This window comes from Methylicorpusculum oleiharenae, assembly GCF_009828925.2.
Taxonomy (GTDB): Bacteria; Pseudomonadota; Gammaproteobacteria; order Methylococcales; family Methylomonadaceae; genus Methylicorpusculum; species Methylicorpusculum oleiharenae.
In genome coordinates this window covers 159448-176099 of the sequence record NZ_WUTY02000002.1, presented here as the reverse complement: position 1 = coordinate 176099, position 16652 = coordinate 159448, and the positions used below count along the sequence as shown (strand labels likewise).

General features: G+C 47.3%; 14 protein-coding genes and 1 pseudogene. 6 read left to right on the top strand and 9 right to left on the bottom strand.

The window, feature by feature from the left end; all coding sequences use genetic code 11:
• Positions 1-21: 21 nt before the first annotated feature.
• Positions 22-1245, bottom strand: a complete 1224-nt coding sequence (locus GO003_RS24155) for an ISAzo13 family transposase (RefSeq protein ID WP_159656969.1) — start codon at positions 1243-1245, stop codon at positions 22-24.
• 27 nt (positions 1246-1272) lie between these two features.
• On the opposite strand from GO003_RS24155, the gene GO003_RS24150 reads away from it, so the two are divergent.
• The gene (locus GO003_RS24150) at positions 1273-1806 is read left to right on the top strand and encodes a tyrosine-type recombinase/integrase (protein WP_206444686.1); all 534 of its coding nucleotides are present in this window, start codon (positions 1273-1275) and stop codon (positions 1804-1806) included.
• Positions 1796-2668, top strand: a complete 873-nt coding sequence (locus GO003_RS24145) for a tyrosine-type recombinase/integrase (protein ID WP_159656971.1) — start codon at positions 1796-1798, stop codon at positions 2666-2668. Before GO003_RS24150 ends, GO003_RS24145 begins: the two co-directional genes overlap by 11 nt.
• 48 nt (positions 2669-2716) lie before the next feature.
• Here the strand turns inward: GO003_RS24145 and GO003_RS24140 are convergent, their stop codons facing one another.
• The 3 genes from GO003_RS24140 to GO003_RS24130 are packed head-to-tail and all read right to left on the bottom strand — an operon-like array spanning position 2717 to position 5891.
• Entirely contained in the window at positions 2717-3715 is a 999-nt protein-coding gene (locus GO003_RS24140; protein WP_159656713.1) for a site-specific integrase, read from the bottom strand.
• Positions 3712-4656: a tyrosine-type recombinase/integrase gene (locus GO003_RS24135; RefSeq protein WP_159656715.1), complete on the bottom strand. Its 945-nt coding sequence runs from the start codon at positions 4654-4656 to the stop codon at positions 3712-3714. Before GO003_RS24135 ends, GO003_RS24140 begins: the two co-directional genes overlap by 4 nt.
• Positions 4653-5891, bottom strand: coding sequence for a site-specific integrase (locus GO003_RS24130; RefSeq protein WP_159656717.1), 1239 nt, complete (start codon positions 5889-5891; stop codon positions 4653-4655). The genes GO003_RS24135 and GO003_RS24130 overlap by 4 nt, the downstream gene beginning before the upstream one ends.
• Before the next feature lie 161 nt (positions 5892-6052).
• On the opposite strand from GO003_RS24130, the pseudogene GO003_RS24125 reads away from it, so the two are divergent.
• The 4 genes and pseudogenes from GO003_RS24125 to GO003_RS24110 all read left to right on the top strand — a co-directional run.
• Positions 6053-6259 (top strand): annotated as a pseudogene (locus GO003_RS24125) (hypothetical protein); the annotation flags it as partial.
• 632 nt (positions 6260-6891) lie between these two features.
• The gene (locus tag GO003_RS24120; RefSeq protein ID WP_159658643.1) at positions 6892-7197 is read left to right on the top strand and encodes an integration host factor subunit beta; all 306 of its coding nucleotides are present in this window, start codon (positions 6892-6894) and stop codon (positions 7195-7197) included.
• Positions 7198-7323: 126 nt separating this feature from the next.
• A complete protein-coding gene (locus GO003_RS24115) occupies positions 7324-8250 on the top strand; it encodes a hypothetical protein (RefSeq protein WP_159658642.1) in 927 nt (308 codons plus the stop codon).
• A gap of 156 nt (positions 8251-8406) precedes the next feature.
• Complete coding sequence (locus tag GO003_RS24110) at positions 8407-9129, top strand: hypothetical protein (RefSeq protein WP_159658641.1); 723 nt, start codon at positions 8407-8409, stop codon at positions 9127-9129.
• A 166-nt stretch (positions 9130-9295) separates the two neighbouring features.
• Here GO003_RS24110 and GO003_RS24105 read toward each other — a convergent pair whose 3' ends face one another.
• The 5 genes from GO003_RS24105 to GO003_RS24085 form a co-directional block, all read right to left on the bottom strand.
• The gene (locus tag GO003_RS24105) at positions 9296-12361 is read right to left on the bottom strand and encodes a conjugal transfer protein TraG N-terminal domain-containing protein (protein WP_159658640.1); all 3066 of its coding nucleotides are present in this window, start codon (positions 12359-12361) and stop codon (positions 9296-9298) included.
• 3 nt (positions 12362-12364) lie between these two features.
• Positions 12365-13873, bottom strand: a complete 1509-nt coding sequence (locus GO003_RS24100; RefSeq protein ID WP_159658639.1) for a conjugal transfer protein TraH — start codon at positions 13871-13873, stop codon at positions 12365-12367.
• Positions 13861-14667: a S49 family peptidase gene (locus tag GO003_RS24095; protein ID WP_231089263.1), complete on the bottom strand. Its 807-nt coding sequence runs from the start codon at positions 14665-14667 to the stop codon at positions 13861-13863. The genes GO003_RS24100 and GO003_RS24095 overlap by 13 nt, the downstream gene beginning before the upstream one ends.
• Positions 14668-14823: 156 nt before the next feature.
• Positions 14824-15843 (bottom strand): conjugal transfer protein TraF, encoded by a 1020-nt coding sequence (traF, locus tag GO003_RS24090; RefSeq protein ID WP_159658637.1) that lies wholly within the window; start codon positions 15841-15843, stop codon positions 14824-14826.
• Positions 15844-15851: 8 nt separating this feature from the next.
• A complete protein-coding gene (locus GO003_RS24085; protein WP_159658636.1) occupies positions 15852-16625 on the bottom strand; it encodes a hypothetical protein in 774 nt (257 codons plus the stop codon).
• Between the last annotated feature and the right edge of the window lie 27 nt (positions 16626-16652).

Here is a 16652-nt window from a genome sequence, read left to right as displayed (position 1 = left end):
CTTGAACACTTTTGAATTATTCTACGATACTCGAGGCTTAATTTTATAATTCCACTCGCCGTGGAATTCTTCGCGCTCAATAGCGACTTTGTTAAGTTCTTGATCCGATATCTTGATGCCCACCACATAGGTATTTTCATCCAATTCTGCACGAATCCTTAATCCTTCAGCAGTGGTGGTATTGCCAATTAAATTGACCACCACCTCCCGACTTAGCAAGGGACGCCCCCGCCAATTCTGAGTGATATGACAAAACATCCGATGTTCAATTTTATTCCACTTACTGGTGCCTGGCGGAAAATGACAGACGTGAATAACCAAGCCGATTTCATCGGCCAGCTTTTGCAATTGTAAGCGCCAAAAACGAACCCGATAGCCGTTGCTTCCGCCACAATCTGCCGTTATCAACAGACGTTTTGCCTTGTTATACAAAGGCTGTCCCATCTCTCGCCACCAGCGTCGAATGCTTTCTACGGCAAATTCTGCGGTGTCGTGATCAATGCCGACGCTGACCCAGCCCTGATTGGCCGTCATATCATAGATGCCATAGGGTGCCACTTTGCCCAATTCAGGATCAATAAAGTCATAGACGCGTACCGTACCGGGCTGCTCTTTAGGGTGCCATTCCTGACCCGGGTTTTTGAAGTCGCCGATTAACTCTTTCTTTTTGGTGTCAACTGAAATAACCGGGTCACCGGTGTCCTGATACTGTGCTACTTGCTGAGCAATGTGTTGAAATTGGCCGTCTCGATCAGGATGATTGCCGCCTTCGCGCGTCTTCCGCAGTGATTGGAGGCTATAACCCAGTTTGTGCAACAAGGCACAAACCGTTCGTTGACTCACTTGATGGCCTTGCATTCTCAATTCTTTGGCCAGTCGTGGCGTACTTTTACACGTCCAACGGAGCGGCGACATCGGGTCACCACGAGCTTCCGCGTCCACCAGTGCTGCCAAGTCCTGCAGCAGCGTGGCGTCTTTATCAATGAGCTTCTTCCGTCCGCCTCCGAGTTTTCTCACCCGAAAATGGGACTCGGTGATTGTGGCAGTAATCTCCGCCCCCTTTTTCAGCTCTGCCAGTCCGGCATAAATGGTGGTGCGTGAAATTCCCAGAGCCTTAGACACATCACTCACGCCGCCACGCCCAAGATAACGCGCCTCTACCGCAGCCCATACCCGCAGTGTGGCTTCATCTAAGCGAGGAGCAAGATCTTTGTATTTATTTGCTATCAGCGTTACTCTATCCATGCATCAACAATAGACAGCATCGTTCAAGTGTTCAAGTTATTTTTGCTCGCTTACTTAGATACCGACGTAGACTTGGCACAAGGCTTGTTGACCATCCGGCAAACCAAGTTTAACAAGTCGCGCCAATTGCCGTTACATCCCAGCGTGACAGCCGCCTTGTTGCGCTACCGAACGCTCCGCCACCAGCAAGTTCAGCAACACGCCGGTTTGTCCTTCTTTGTCGGGACGCGCGGCCAGCGGCTGGGTAAACCACTGAGTTCACGCCAAGTCGATCGCGTTTTTGCCACGCTACGCAAGCAACTGGGTTGGATCAACCGCGGCGCTCACGATGCGCCTCGGGTTCACGATCTGCGTCATACCTTCGCGGTGCGTCGTGTACTGCTTTGGCAGAGACAGGGAACGGACATCGATCAATCAATGTTGGCACTATCCACCTATATGGGTCATGCAAAAATATCGCACACGTACTGGTATTTGACGGCCGTGCCGGAACTAATGGGCGTGGCTGCAGGCAAATTCGAGCAGTTTGCACAGGCCGAGGAGGTGGACTATGCCGACTAGAATCGCCAGCATCGAACCGCCCATGTCGTTTCCCGCACTCGTCCAAGCCTTTTTCACCGATTACCTCGTCGAGCAACGCGCATTGAGCCCACAAACCGTTGCAGGCTACCGTGATGCGTTCACGCTATTCTTGACGTTCGCTCACCAAAACCTCGGCAAATGGCCGGCCACAATGAATCTGTCGGACATTACGCCAACGTTGATACTGGCCTTCCTGGATCATTTGGAGATGGAACGACACAACAGCGTACGTAGCCGCAATATCCGATTAGCGGCATTACGCGCCTTTCTAAAGTTCGCCTCACACCACGATCTATCAGCGTTGCAAACCATTGAACAGGACTTGGCCGTACCGATGAAACGCTTCGAGCTACCTTTACCTGAATTCCTCTCGCGGGAAGAAATGCTCGCCATCATCGGCGATCCAGGCATGACGTGGATCAGCCGGCGTGACCATTTATTGCTGGGGTTACTTTACAACACCGGCGCGCGCGTATCGGAAATCATCCACATCAAGGTAGCTGATGTCGTGCTGGACGGAGCAGCTTGTGTCCACTTGTACGGCAAAGGCCGAAAGCAACGAGCGGTGCCGTTATGGAAATCAACGGTGAAGGAAGTCCGGGCATGGTTACGCTTGAATCCAACGATGGGTAACGACTCCGCGTTGCTGCCTAATCGCGATGGTCAAGCGATGACCCGAAACAATGTCACTCAGCGCCTTAGCCTAGCGGTAATCAAGGCTTCCAAAACCGTCAACAGCTTATTGGGGCGTCATGTTTCGCCACACTGCATTCGACACTATCTACCCTTCCTGACTATGTCGAGTCACGTTAAGGCCTCAGTAGGCATGCTCGGAATTTAATACACCCGGCGCCTTAAGACCTATCCGAGTACCCGACATAGTTTTCGGCTAAAGACTGTTGAGAAAATTTAGTAATTTATCACCGGGTTGATAACGTTCCAACTTGCCCTGTGGCGGTGTCGTCCTGGCGAGTGCCTGCTCTTTCATCGCAAGTGTTGCCTCCAGATAAATCTGGGTTGTCTCAACGGATTCATGGCCGAGCCACAAAGCAATCACAGAGCGATCAACGCCCGCTTGCAGTAAGTCCATGGCCATGGTGTGCCTCAATCGGTGGACAGTGACACGCTTTTGTCCAAGTGAAGGACACCCATTGCAGGCTGCCATGCGATGCTTGTTCAGCAGGTACTGAACGCCATGGACACTGAGCCGGTTGCCTCTCGCGTTGGGAAACAGCACACCCTCATCACCTCTTTGTGGTTCTCGCAGCCAGGCTTTTAATACGGAGAGTGTTGATCTTGCCAGAGGAATACAGCGTTCCTTTCGGCCCTTACCGATTACCCGCACATGAGCGCCGACTCCCAAGACAAGGTCCTCACGTTTGAGTCCGGTCATCTCGGATAACCGCAAACCCGTCTGTACTGCCGTTAGCATGAACGCATGGTCGCGCCGCCCGGACCAAGTGCTGCAATCGGGCGCGGCGAGTAACGCATCAACTTCCGGACGGCTGAAAAAACTGACCAAGGTTCGTGTGAAGCGCTTGCTGGGGATGGCAAGCACTCTCTGGATCTGGGCAGCATGAGTAGGCAGTTCGAAGGCGGCGTAACGAAAGAAGGAATGGATTGCCGTGAGCCGTAAATTACGGCTGCGGACGGTTAGGTCTCGCTGCTTTTCCAGTTCATCCAGAAAGGCCACAATCAACGGGGCATCAATCTGCTCGACATTAAGGCGTGACGGCGGTTGATGCAAGCGCTCTTGAGCGAAGATCAGGAATTGACGGAAGGTATCTCGATAAGAGCGGATAGTATGAGGACTCGCCTGGCGCTGCTGCATCAAACGTTGGGTAAAGAAACGCTCCAACAGGGGCGCTAAACTGTTGGCAGTGTTCATGACCGGCCCTCCCAGTGCTGCTCAAGGCGGCTCATCGCCTCCCGCATCAGCTCCGGCGCACTCTCTAAATACCACTGCGTATCGGCAATGTGAACATGGCCGAGGTAGGCCGACAACAAAGGCAGACGGCGCTCGGGATCCTGATCGTGGCGATACCAGTTCACTAGCGTATTCGTTGCAAATCGGTGTCTCAAGTCATGCAATCGAGGGCCGTGACAGTCGGTCGCGTTGCGCAATCCGATTTGCCGAGACAATGCGTAGAAAGCGCGATGGATCTGGCCATTGTCCAACCGATTGCCCCAACTGGAGACAAACAAGTAGGTAGAAACAGGCCGTCCTGCCCAATGGCGTTCGCGTCTGGCGATATAATCTGCCAGCACCTTGCAGGTTGAGGCATGCACGGGCACCAAGCGGGTTTTACCGAACTTAGCGTTGCGGATCGTCAACACCCCGGCTTCAAGGTCGATATCTTGAAGTTCGAGATTGCGGGCTTCATTGAGACGCAGACCTGAAACACTTAACAGTCCGAACAGGCAATAATAGACCCAGGGCAGTAAAGCACCGTTTTTGTAACGATGCGGCATTTTTAGCGCAGCCTGCAGTAAGTTGGTAATCTCTTGATTTGAGTAGAGATAGGGTCGAGCTCGCTTTGGCTTGAACGGTAACAAACCGGGCAGTGGAATCTCCGTGCGAGGATCGCTCGAACTACGATAACGGGCAAATCCACGCACGCAGCTTAATCGTTGAGCCCAATAGATGGGTTGAGCCTTCACAGCTTGTTGCGCCCAGGCAAGCGCTAACGCCTGGGTGATATAGGTCGCGTGCTGTTGCTCCATAAAGGTGACAAAATCGAGCAAAGCTTTACCCGCTTCCCGCAATTGGAAACCCAGATTACGCCGCAGAGTCAGGTACTCGGCAACGGCTTGCCGAAGCGTGTTCATAGTGCACCTCCCGGCCAGGGTAGAGCCAGCGTACGCAACGCCTCAAGATCAACCTTGGTATAAATCATCGTGGTCTGGGGATGGCGATGACCCAACACGTCGCCAATCTCGCCTAGCGAGGCGCCCTGCCGCAGCATCTCGGTGGCCAAGCCATGACGAAACTGATGCGTTCCATAAGTGGGCGCTTTGATTCCGGCGCGCTTAAGCGCATGACGAACGATAGAACCAATCGCACCGGCACCCCGGAACCCGCGGATGGGCGCCTTGGCGCGCAAAAAAACACGCCGGCTACCACTCACCGGTCGTCCATCTCGCAGATAGGCAGCGATCGCTTTACCTACCGCAAAGGGTAAGGGAAATTCATGGCGCAGACCGCTCTTGGTCCGCACGCTGAAGGTACCGGTGTTCCAGTCGATTGCATCGAGTTCAAGAAGCGCCACTTCGCTTGACCGTAATCCCAGTCGAGCCAGTAACAGCAAAATGGCATAGTCGCGACGTCCTACCGCCGTATGCTGATCAATGCCTTCCAATAACTGCTTGACTTGGTCTGGCGAAATAGCACGAGGAATCGATGGCATCGACCAATTAGGTATAACCGGAACCGCGGCCGCCAAATCCAACGACATCTCACCGCGATAGTGGGCGTACTTCAGGAAGGAGCGCAAGGCACTGGTCATGAGCTTGGCTCGTTTCCTGTGCAACCGCTGTGCTTGGTGCTGAACAAAGCTCACGACATCGCGGGCAGACAGGTCTGAGAGTGTAACCGGTCCGTCGCCGAAGCAATCCTTAAGAAAATGGCTGATGAACGGCACGTAGTTGACAATCGTTGCTTCAGCCAGGGCACGCGCCTCGCGCAGGTATTGCTCGTAGGCCTGCGCACAGTGCTCCGCCGGCGTGAGTCGAGGCTCCGACACTTTTTCTGTGGGAATCAGACCCTCACCACGCAAAAAGCCAATGAGATGACTGAGTGCCGCAGCATCACCCCGACATGGCTGCACCTGCCGGGCGCGGTCCCGTAAATACAGCCTTGGATGATCGGAGGAAATACAATGTAGCTCAATGCCCTTTAGTTTAAGCCATTGACTAAAGTCCGCGGCTAGATGAACCTGCCGATGAATTGTATACAGCGCATAGCCCTGAGCGCTAATGAAATCCGCAAATGAGCCAATATGAGCCGCAAGAGGGCCCAAGGGAATTTGCGATAAAACGACTTGGTTATTGATACGATATTTCATGGTGAACTCCTCCCCTACACGAGGCTGATGAAAGGAGCTCAAACTATATCGATAAAATGAGGTGTGTTTGCAGGGAATACACGATCGGCGAGGCCTTACAAGAGATAGTCAGGAAGGGTAGATAGTGCCTTCTATGTCGTTCAAGACATAGAAGGCATTCAACGGCGATGCATTTATTGCAATCCGGTGTCGACATCAGTGTAATCGCTCTGTGGTTAGGTCACGAAAGTCCGAAAACGACCTACCAGTATGTCGAAGCCAATTTGTCCATGAAGGAGCAAGCACTCGCCAAACTTCAGGAACCCGGCATGAAACCGCTTCGCTACAGCGCTCCGGACTCATTGCTTCAGTTCTTGAAAACGCTGTAATTATGTGAAGCTCGTGAGCGAGATACAGGCTTCCAAGCCAGATCTCATCTCGCTCGCGACAACATCGCTGTACATAAAAGGAAACTTCACATAATGGCCGTTTGGTTGAGGTCGCCAATTGCTGCTTTGTAGACCTCCAGTTCCCAGTATCTGGATTTGGCCGACTGACCGGTTTGGAGAAGCGCAAGTGGCAAAAATGGGTCGTAACAAGACGGTATAATCCAACCCAACCAAGCCAAGAGCTATCCGACAGTCAAATTCCAACCACTTGATCAAGTTCAATGATCAAGATTGTCGGCCTTCATTCCAACTTCATTTTGCAGATAGCCCTTTTAAGTAATATCAACAGCTGTATTTAACGGTGTCAAGGCATTTATATCCATCGGTTTACGTTTGAAACTGCTTGTGAACTTTAGAACTTCTTCGATTGTTTGATCAACTGATCAATGTCCCGGCCTTCCTTATTAGACGACCCTATTTCCAGAGGGAAAACTGTTCCTCGAAACGTTAACCCGGCGAGGTATGATTCAGTTTCGCCTGCCAGCAAATCACTTCAAGAAAGACCAATTTACTGTAAACGACGGTTCTGTAAACTGATAAAATCAGCAGGTTATGACCAAGGGAGTTAAACAGTGATTAAGTCAGAACTGGTAAATGCGCTCAATGAGAAATTACCTGAACTTTCGATAAAAGATGTAGATTTGGCCATCAATTGCATGCTGGCCCAGATGGTAGATGCATTAGTCCAGGACCAACGCATCGAAATCAGGGGATTTGGTAGTTTTGATCTGCATCATCGAACGGCCCGACTTGCCCGAAACCCTAAAACGGGTGAAGGGATTAATTTACCGGCTAGAGTAGTTATTCATTTCAAACCCGGCAAGGAATTGAGAGACCGCGTGGATAAAGCGCGCGTTCAATGCGACATCAAGGAATGAACAGCTTTATTCGGACAACTAATCCGACCTGAATCAGTTCACTGGTCTAATGAATTCTATAATTTTTAGAAAAAAATAATATGGGTACATAGATTTATTTTTTCATTCATCTTGATAGTTAAGCATATGTTATCAGCGAGTGATTTTTTAAAATATAAAGCCAATCTCCGAGTACCAAGCCACATCAGAAATCTTTTCATGTATCTGCTTGTATTGACTGGAGTTGCAGTAACTTCAGGCTGCTCAGTCTACAAGCCTTACGCAAAAAATCCATTCAATATGTACGCCATATTGCCGGCCGATTCAGTAACAGCATCATCAGGCGCTCGAACCTCCAAAGCCATTGACTTAGCCTTATCCGCTTCAAGTCGCCCAATACCAGGGGCTATCCCCCATGGCGCTGGGGTTGGAATAGCCGCAGCCTCATTCCTTCTCGGGTCCGGAGGTACGAACAAACCCATTAATGGCAACTTCCTCCTTGGCTCCATGCCGATAACTATGGCCAACAGTGAACAAGAAGCCAAAATCAAGCTTGGTTCGATTATCGAAAAAGCCATTACCCTGGCACTTCAGCCTGAATATCAACTCAAAATAGAGGAATATGATGACACCTACGATTTTGGGCCGACATTGCGCCCCAGATGGCTGCGTGTCGACGGACCGCTTTGTGAAAACTGGGCATGCCAAATCATTGCTCCGATTCCTACAGCCAATGCTTTGCAATGGGAAGGAGATGTACATGTCAAAAATGGGGGCTGGCAATACAAACATCCTGTCGAGCAGTCGATTGCTTTTCTAAAAATTGTCAATGAGTATGACAAGGATGGACTTTTTAATAATCGTCGACATCATGTTGAAGGATATGAATTGGCCGATTTTGATTACCTAAATTTTCTTACTCGTGTTTCGGCCAATTTGCCAGAGTGGCTAAGCATTGTATGGACACCGATCGGGAAAACTCCGTATGAAATCCGTCAAGGAAGCACCCTTCCCCTAAACCAAACTACTAGTAGTTTTTTTTCATTAAAGGATCCCGGGCTTTCTCGACACTGACGGTTATAACCGATCGTCCCGATGCTGAAGAGCCACCGTCAGTCAACACTCAACCCCTAAACGAATCCGATCCAAATAATCTATTATCAAGGGCTTGCAACGAGGAAAACATGTGCTACCGTCGCCAATATAACTAAAATGAACCTGGTGATTCACATGTTTTCCAAAACAATTTATGTTCTTTTGATGGCCTTTGTGACCGGCTGTTCCGGTATGCACACAGGTAACCAAGACTCGGTTTTACAGACCTATGCGCCGGGCATTGTCATTGTCAGTGAGCCAGTAGGCAAAGGCTATTACGCTTTACTGGACAATCAATCTGGCCATTGGCGAGTGCTGGGAGATCTGTCTAAAAAAAGACTTACAAGGCAATCGGATAGCCAGGAAGTCCTATTCATCAATCACAGGTTTCGAAGTATTGCGCCCGTTTTCGATAAAGGACTCAATACTCACGGCGCTAACTGCACGCCTTATATACACAACAAGCTTTGGTATTGGGTGTGTACCAGTCAGTTTTCTTCTGTCGAGATCGCTGAAACAATCGGGATAAATATTGTCTCTTGTGCGCTTACCCTATGCCTGGGCGCCGGTTCCCGCGTTGAATTAGATCATGACAAAGTCGCTGAAGCCGTGATCCAATCAAACCTTATTCAATTGGCGGAAACTAAAATTTCGAATGAAAAGAAAGGCGAGTATTTGTCTGATTTTTCGCGTGCAATGAAAAGTCGTGATGTTGATGAACTTGAATTTTTTATATCAAAATATCGAGGCCAAGATCTTGACAATCTGATCCCTGAAGCAATAGATCGGATAGATTCGATCCGCGCATACGCTGCGTTTTATTCGGACTTGAATCGTATTTTGGATGAAGCCAAATAACCGATGTCCTGATTCGCCGCATTTCGATAAATTGGCTATTTATCGATTCGCGTGCAGCAGTTCATCGGGCAGCATCAAGTTGCTGCTTATGCAGTCGCCCCAAGTCTTCAGGGCTCATTCTTTTCTGCTTCTGTTTCTTTTTAAACATCATTGCCTGACTAGGTTTTTAATTAATGGGTGGAAGATCATTATCGGATGGCGTGTGAGGTATATCGCTTTTGCTTGGCTTTTTATCGTTCATGCCAAAAGTCTCTTTGAAAGAGTCAACCGATTGTTTTGCTGCATTTGAAATATCATTTTGTAAAGAATCAATCTTGTTATTCGCAGCGTTAGCGCCATCACGCGCCAAGTCATTCCCTGCATTGCCAAAGTTTTTACCGGCTTTAAGCCCCATATTCGTGCCATTTATTTCATCGGGTTTTAGATGCCCACCCTCTTTAAATTTTGCCGGGTATGGCTCAAATCTGTCTTTGTTTTTATAGCCGCTCAATTCATTTGCCACTTTGGCTTTCAAATCACCGACTCTTGAACTGTTGCCTGCGGGTTTTGAGCCAAAACCAGCCTGGCTGTTTTTGGCTCCGAAACCTTGCGATCTTGCGGTTTTATTTTCAGAACTTGCCGAATGAGCCATTGCTTTATTGGCTTGACTTGGGTGGAGACCCGATTTGGGCATTTGCTCATTTTTAATCGGCATTCCCTTTGATCTTCCTCCCATGTAGCCTCTTCTTCCGCTACCGGAACCTTCATCACCATCAACATCTTCCCCGCCCCCTTTTGCTGTAGATCTGAATTCGCCGGCTGTTTTCTCGCTAACGATTCCATCTACACTTTGTTGGTCTTTACTAAAGGCATCATGCCCAATTTCTACCCCAGTTTGAGTGTTGGTTGGCATGAGCTTGCTATTCACAATCTCAGCAGCTTTTACCGGATCGTGTTGATTCAGCATTAAAAAGCCAGATAATGCTTCGCGTTCATGACTCCCCGGTTCTAAGACTGCGCTGGAATTATTAATCTCGTACTGGGCATTTTTGGAGAGCTCGCCATAATCCTTTTCGCCCATTTTATTTTTCAATTCTTTTTGCGCATTTTTGATATCGGCAAGTGCGCCAGAATTAACAAGACGGGCCGCCAAATCCTGGTAAGGCGCGACTAGCGATTTGCCGGCGGAATCCTGCATGGTCGCGGTCTGAGTATATTTTTCGCTGGCCTGTTGGACGGCGTTCAGTTGACTTTGGTACTGCTTTCCAAGGGCTTCCATTTCCTCGGAAGACTCGAAGCTTTGGTTAGTGCTGGTATTGGATGTCCCGGATGATGATGTTGTTACATCACTCCCCATCACTCCGCTATTTACAACATGCTGAGCCATATCGCCCAGTTCTTTGGCTCTTGCCGCACTCATGCCTGACTTTGACATCAAAGACGCCTGAACCGAGGCGCCGATCATGTCTGAGCCCAAGCCACCTTTAAGAGCTCCATTAACCCCTGCTTGAACCGACTCTGATTCTTGCTGTGACATACTTTGCGAGCTACTTGTTGTTCTTCCATCGCTCGAAGACCAATTGCTACCATCAGTTATTGTCTTATTCATGGCACTGGTGACCGCGCTGGCTTGACTGCTCATTGTTCCCGATCGGCTTGAAAGCTGATTGATTTTGCTTAAGGTTTCGCTAGCACTACTGCTTGCACTTTTGAGCGAATCCGTCGCGCTTTGTGATGCCCTTGCAAAGGTTGAAGATGCGGAGTAATTGGTATCAGCCATTGCTGATTTTTTAGAAGCTGTGTTTGGCGACATTTCCGCCATTGATCCCATAGTGCCCCATGACGAAGATTCCATGGGTTTTTGAATGTTTTGTGGACTCACACTGCTCGAAGCGCCCGATGTCATTTTGCCTGCTAAGTTAGTTGCTGCAACTGATCCTCCGTAAACTAACATCAATGATAATGCCGGGACACTCGATGCCAGCATCCCACCGGCTGAAAGCCATGTTTCAAGAGTGCCGTATAGTTGATCGTGCATGACCATGGCATCAAGTCCTGAGCCATTCTCTTCCGCATGATTTGCAGCTGTTTCCAATATTCTTGTCGTGACTATGGTGATGTATAGGTTGCAGATTGCCATTAATGGTCCCCACAGTGCGATCCATATCATCATCTGTATGTATCGCGCTATCATCGTCATACCCATAGGACCTATCGTTGACAGAAATGCGACTATTGGTGAAATCGCAACCGAAAACATTTCAACGAATGCCATCAAAGGTTTTGCTATTTCATTAAATTTGTTCTGTTCTCCAGCCCATTGAACTTGAAGATTTAGTGTCCCTTGTCTATCAATAAATGCTTTTTCGCCTTCTCTCAGATAAGAAGCCATCAGTGCATTTCTCATGAATATTTGGGAATCGTTTAAAACATTGCCAAGGGCACTGGACGCAACTTCTATCCTATCCACTGCTTTTATATCTGGGTTTGTTATCCCCAATACGCTCGCAACATGTCTATCAAGGGCGTCAAAAAAGGTATCGTTGCTTAAATATTTGCTTATTGCTTCATAGGCATCTTTGCAATTTTTTTGCTCAGCTGCAGATGCATTAGGCAGTGTTAACATGACATCAATATTGATAAAGGTTGTTTTCATTGCCTCCCATAAATCAGTTGATTTTTCCAGTGTTTCTCTCGTTACTTCATGATCGCCATCGGGAAGGTCCAAATCAAACATGACACAATTTTCTATGTATCCATTGATAGATTTACCAAGATCACCCACCATTAATGAGCTTGATCCAGCTGTCCCTATTGATATTCGTCTGAGCTTTAGAAGCGTTTCAAGAGAATTAAGATAACCGTGAGCAATTAAACTCGCTTCGTTTGGTGTCGAAAAAGCTGTTTCAAACATATCGGTCATCCTTACCCCCATGGTTGATACAATAGACATTGGCGCCGCCAAGCCTAATGGAACATTTGCTACTGTTCTTACTTCGCCCGTATAAACATCCTCGATCAAAACAGTATCTTTCGGTATAAACATTGTTGAATAAACAATAAGCCCTACTAATGCATGTCTTAGAGGAAACTGCTGATCTGTTATGTACTTAAATGAAATAATTAAAATACCTAACGTAAATCCTGTGCTCATTAATTTGCCGATGCTATCGTTATTGAATACCATCGCCGCACCTTGAAACGCGCTATACAGTAATTCTCCATCACCGATACTCAAGATCTCGTAAGCCATCTTTTAATACCTTTTATTGTGATTAGGAGTTCTCATTGAATTAACAATATTTTGTTGCAGATTAATAAGTGAATCTACACCTTGTATCGTTTCACCAGAAACCCGGCGCTCTTCATTGAATTGCAATCTAGTATCTCGCATAACAGTTAGCATGGATGAATCCATTGGTCGACCCGTTGCTGCGACAGCGTTTCTTACGACATCGAACATTTCATCAACTATTCTATTGGTCAGCTCTGTGCTTTCAATGTCTACCATGCGTTCTGCAACAAGAGCTGCAGCCTGTATTTCTGGAGCAAGTTTTCTCAATAACCCATAGATTCCAGGCGAAGTTGCTTGAATAAACTGCTTTTCTTCATTACTAAATTCAGCGCCACCGCTTCGATTGGCTAGTTTCCTTACAATTCCGCCACTACAAGCGGCACAAGTTCCGTTGCCCCATAACATTTTTCTAACTTTCGTCCTCATTCCATCGAATGTTATTGTTTGTGAATTATCGCCATCCGGTAATAAACATTCTGCTGATTCACATTTATAGATTTCAACGCTTCCACCCTCTATAAAATCTCTTACCTTAATCAAAGGAGGTCTAAAATCGTATTTGATATCAGAGCCATCTGCATTTTTATCAATGATCAACGTTCCTGTTAAGCTCATTAAAACCATCTTCAATTGGGTGTCACCATTATCAAACCAACTGATAGCGTTTGCTGTTTCTAATGCCTCATAGACAACGTTACCTGTAATTTCATCCGTACTTCCTTGCACGATGACTGTTTTTGCAGGTGATTCTGTTTGGTTTTCCTGTGAATCAAAAAAGTCAGAGAGATAACCATGCTCTGTGTTTATAGAAGACGCTTTTTTCATCCTCTCGTCGTGCCAGGCCTGTAACCCGGTAGATCCGGCCATAGTGCTTGTAATCCACTTACCAGCCTCACACGAATTTCGCATGAGTGCGTTTATTTGCGCTATATCTTTTTGAAGTTTAGAAATGATTTGTGCGCAAGTCGGGCACATCCCTTCAATAGCTAATTGAAATGCATATCCAATTGCAGCCTGAGCGATGCTTCGCATCAGCTGAGTGAGCTGTTCACTATTGATATACGAAAAAGATCCGCCGAACATGTCGATCCCGTTGCAGCCACCTTTAAAATTGGGTGGGACAAATGAAATCAAATTGGGATGCACAACTTTATTTCTCATTGAGATATTGCCGCCAGTTATGACACCGCGGCGCTGAGTTTCATAAGAACCTCCCGGTGTCACGTTGATCATGTCGTTAAACATGCCACTCAGCTCTTCATTCAGGCCTGCCTGTGCCGGTGTTGCAATCAATGGGGGTAAAAGTACAAGAAAAATCAGGCAGCACTTGTTCATCAGATTAAGTCCAGGCAATGTTTTGTATAAAATCGATTCTTCTTTAGGTATTGTCTTGAGGTAACTATGCCCTAAATTACCCGCATCTACTTTATCGAAAGAAGCCGTTTTTTCAGCGTCTTTTAGTTTGCCCAAGACAAAACTGTTTTCATGATCTGCGCACTGAATTGAGGAAAAAATCCTTTTGATTTATTTGTAGGCCCAAAATCGTGGGTTGGCAGGTGCCATTCTCGATTGACGACAGATTCGATGGTGCCTATTTCATCTATCAACCCAATTTCCAATGCTTGTTCACCTCCCCAAATTTCTCCAGTTGTGTAGTTAAACCCTTCCCTGATCTTTCCTTTGCGTTTTTCTTGAAATTCCTTGGAAAATACCACCGCCATTTGATCGACCATTTGCTGCGCTTTCTCTTCTGATTCTTTCGACATGGCAGCAAAAGGATTCAGCATGTTTTTATGGACACCTGAAGCATAAATGCGTTGATTGATGTCCCATTTTTCGGCTAGTTTGTGAAAATCCCATCCTGCTATGATGGCGCCAATGGAGCCTACCATGCTATATCGTCCGGCAATGATTCGATCGGCATGCAATGCCAGCATATACGCCGCGGAGGCACCCGTATTGCCTATGAAGGCATATACGATTTTCCCTGTTTCCACTTTTAAGCGATCTAGTGTTTCGGCAATACGCTCAGACTCGAAAGGTTGTCCGCCAGGACTGTCGATATTCAAAGCAACTGCTTTGACTTTGGGAGAGTGAAAGACCTTTTCCAAAACCGGCACCAACTCTTCCGCTGATGCCAACTGACCTGCGCCGATTGAGCCAGACACATTCACGATCGCTACAATCTCTGCATTTGGCATTAGTTTGTAGCCAAGGCTGCTGGCATAAAAAGCCAAATAAACCGCAAAAAGACCGACACCCATTCCTGAAAAAGCGAGTCTTTTGATCCATCGCCAACGGCGTTCTGACCGTCGTTCCTTCAGAAGATCGCTCAATACGTGATCGGCCAAAATTGAATTAACGTCATATTGTTCAAGTTCATCATATTTTTTATCGGGTTTCGACATTAGGATTACTTCTCACAGCTGTTTTTTTAAGTTATCTCGTAGGGTTTTCACCAGATCATTGGGGTTATTCATGATGTCTTCATCGATGTTCTGGATCGTCTTGGTTTCAACCTGAATAGGTTTGACCTTGCGCGTTTCCTCATATTCTTGGTTATTTAGCCAGCCATTCTGGTGTGCCAGCGCAATCGAACGCTTGATGATTTCATCGCCTGCCAACAATCCCTGTCCAAGCTGAATGGCACCGCCGTTCTCGCCCGGTTTAACTAAAAATAGTGATGGGGTCGTTTCAACACCCAGTTTTTTCGCTTGACCACGGTCCATCGTGAAATCCGGAAAGCTTCCACCGGTTAGCGGCAAGCCATCACGACCAATGGCCAGCACCTTAAATCCGTAGGCATTGATCAAGCCTTTCAATACACCGGCCTGTTTAACGCAGAAATCGCATGTGCTGTCATAGAAAAACCAAAGCCCCGCGGTTTCAGCGAGTTTTTTTGCAGCTTTTTCCGTTCCCCTGGTCGACATTTCATCTTTGGCAAATGCACCAAAGGTAGCAATGGGTCTTCTGGAGTTTTCATCCAACAGCGCATCAGCCATCACAACTCTTTGCGAAACTTCTGAAAACTTTTCTGCCTTGTCGAGCATTACCCGTTGCAGGTACATGTACGTTGATACATTTTGTTGTGTAGGGTTGTCGATTGCCTTGTCTCTATACGTTTCCATGTTTTTTCGGAACCATTCAGCAGACAAGGGTTTTGGCCCATCCGGCTTTGCTAAAGTCGGTTCTTCCTTTTTCTCTGGAACGGATTGCTTAGAAGGCGCTATCGGTTCGGGTTCAGGAATAGCCTCTGTAGGCGGTTCTTCATACCAAAACCAACCTCTTTCTTTGTCTTCATAGAAGGGTGAGTCATTGTGCAGAACCGATAATTGTCCTCGTCCATCCGACACACCGAAAAAACCGCCTCCATCACGCTCGTTCCCGATGGAAATAGAACTATGACCGCCCAATGAGACGGCCATAAATAAAGTCAGCAATCGAACTCTCACGCGCTTTCTGATTCGATTTCAGCGTTAATTTCTGCCTGTGCTTCAACAGAAATTTTTTTGCTTGATTTTTTTTGGGCGTCTTCGCGATTACTCGACTCATCTTGCTCAACCGCACTGATAATTTCGGTTTCGGAAACAGCCAATTCCTCGAAATGTTGATCTTGACCACCAGCTGTTCTGGCTTCCTCTTCACGTGCGCGTCTTTGTTCGTTAAAACGGTTTCTGACGCCGATCATCAATGCCTGGCAGCGCTGATGCGCATCGTTAAATTCTTTTTCGATTTCCGTCAGTGCTTGACGTTTTTCAATATCGGTTAACTTGCAAGCCAGCCACAACACTCTCAGCTTTTCTTCTAGATCGCGAGCTGAGTTGAGCGCGTTTAAAAATAACATTGCAATCGGGTCAATGATCGTGACATTGACTGACTCGTACTGTGCTTGTCCGATCCTGATACTGCTATTGTTGATAATCTGATCAGCCACAACGATTTTTTTATCGATGTTCTCCTTCACACCATTGATGATGGCAATCATTTCCCTCGTCACTTTTTGCTCAACATCAAAACTTTGGCCTCTACCAATGCTGCAGTAGAACCGCGTCAGATAGGCCGACCGGGAAATTTCACGAAATCTAAGCCGGTAAACCCGCATGACGGCATCGGTAAAAGTCGCTTTTTCAATGATTTTGCTGTTTCGACAGTTTTCAATGAATTGCCTTCTATATTGAAAAGATGATTCTCTTTTGGGTGGAGTTTGGGTGTTTTCGGCCATAATGTGTCCTCTTTGCTTTGAAATGAA

Bases quoted from the DNA above. Each gene is read 5' to 3' on its own strand.
- GO003_RS24155 (WP_159656969.1), bottom strand. From the start codon at position 1,245: ATGGATAGAGTAACGCTGATAGCAAATAAATACAAAGATCTTGCTCCT.
- GO003_RS24145 (WP_159656971.1), top strand. From the start codon at position 1,796: ATGCCGACTAGAATCGCCAGCATCGAACCGCCCATGTCGTTTCCCGCA.
- GO003_RS24140 (WP_159656713.1), bottom strand. From the start codon at position 3,715: ATGAACACTGCCAACAGTTTAGCGCCCCTGTTGGAGCGTTTCTTTACC.
- GO003_RS24135 (WP_159656715.1), bottom strand. From the start codon at position 4,656: ATGAACACGCTTCGGCAAGCCGTTGCCGAGTACCTGACTCTGCGGCGT.
- GO003_RS24130 (WP_159656717.1), bottom strand. From the start codon at position 5,891: ATGAAATATCGTATCAATAACCAAGTCGTTTTATCGCAAATTCCCTTG.
- GO003_RS24115 (WP_159658642.1), top strand. From the start codon at position 7,324: ATGTTATCAGCGAGTGATTTTTTAAAATATAAAGCCAATCTCCGAGTA.
- GO003_RS24110 (WP_159658641.1), top strand. From the start codon at position 8,407: ATGTTTTCCAAAACAATTTATGTTCTTTTGATGGCCTTTGTGACCGGC.
- GO003_RS24105 (WP_159658640.1), bottom strand. From the start codon at position 12,361: ATGGCTTACGAGATCTTGAGTATCGGTGATGGAGAATTACTGTATAGC.
- GO003_RS24095 (WP_231089263.1), bottom strand. From the start codon at position 14,667: ATGGGTGTCGGTCTTTTTGCGGTTTATTTGGCTTTTTATGCCAGCAGC.
- GO003_RS24085 (WP_159658636.1), bottom strand. From the start codon at position 16,625: ATGGCCGAAAACACCCAAACTCCACCCAAAAGAGAATCATCTTTTCAA.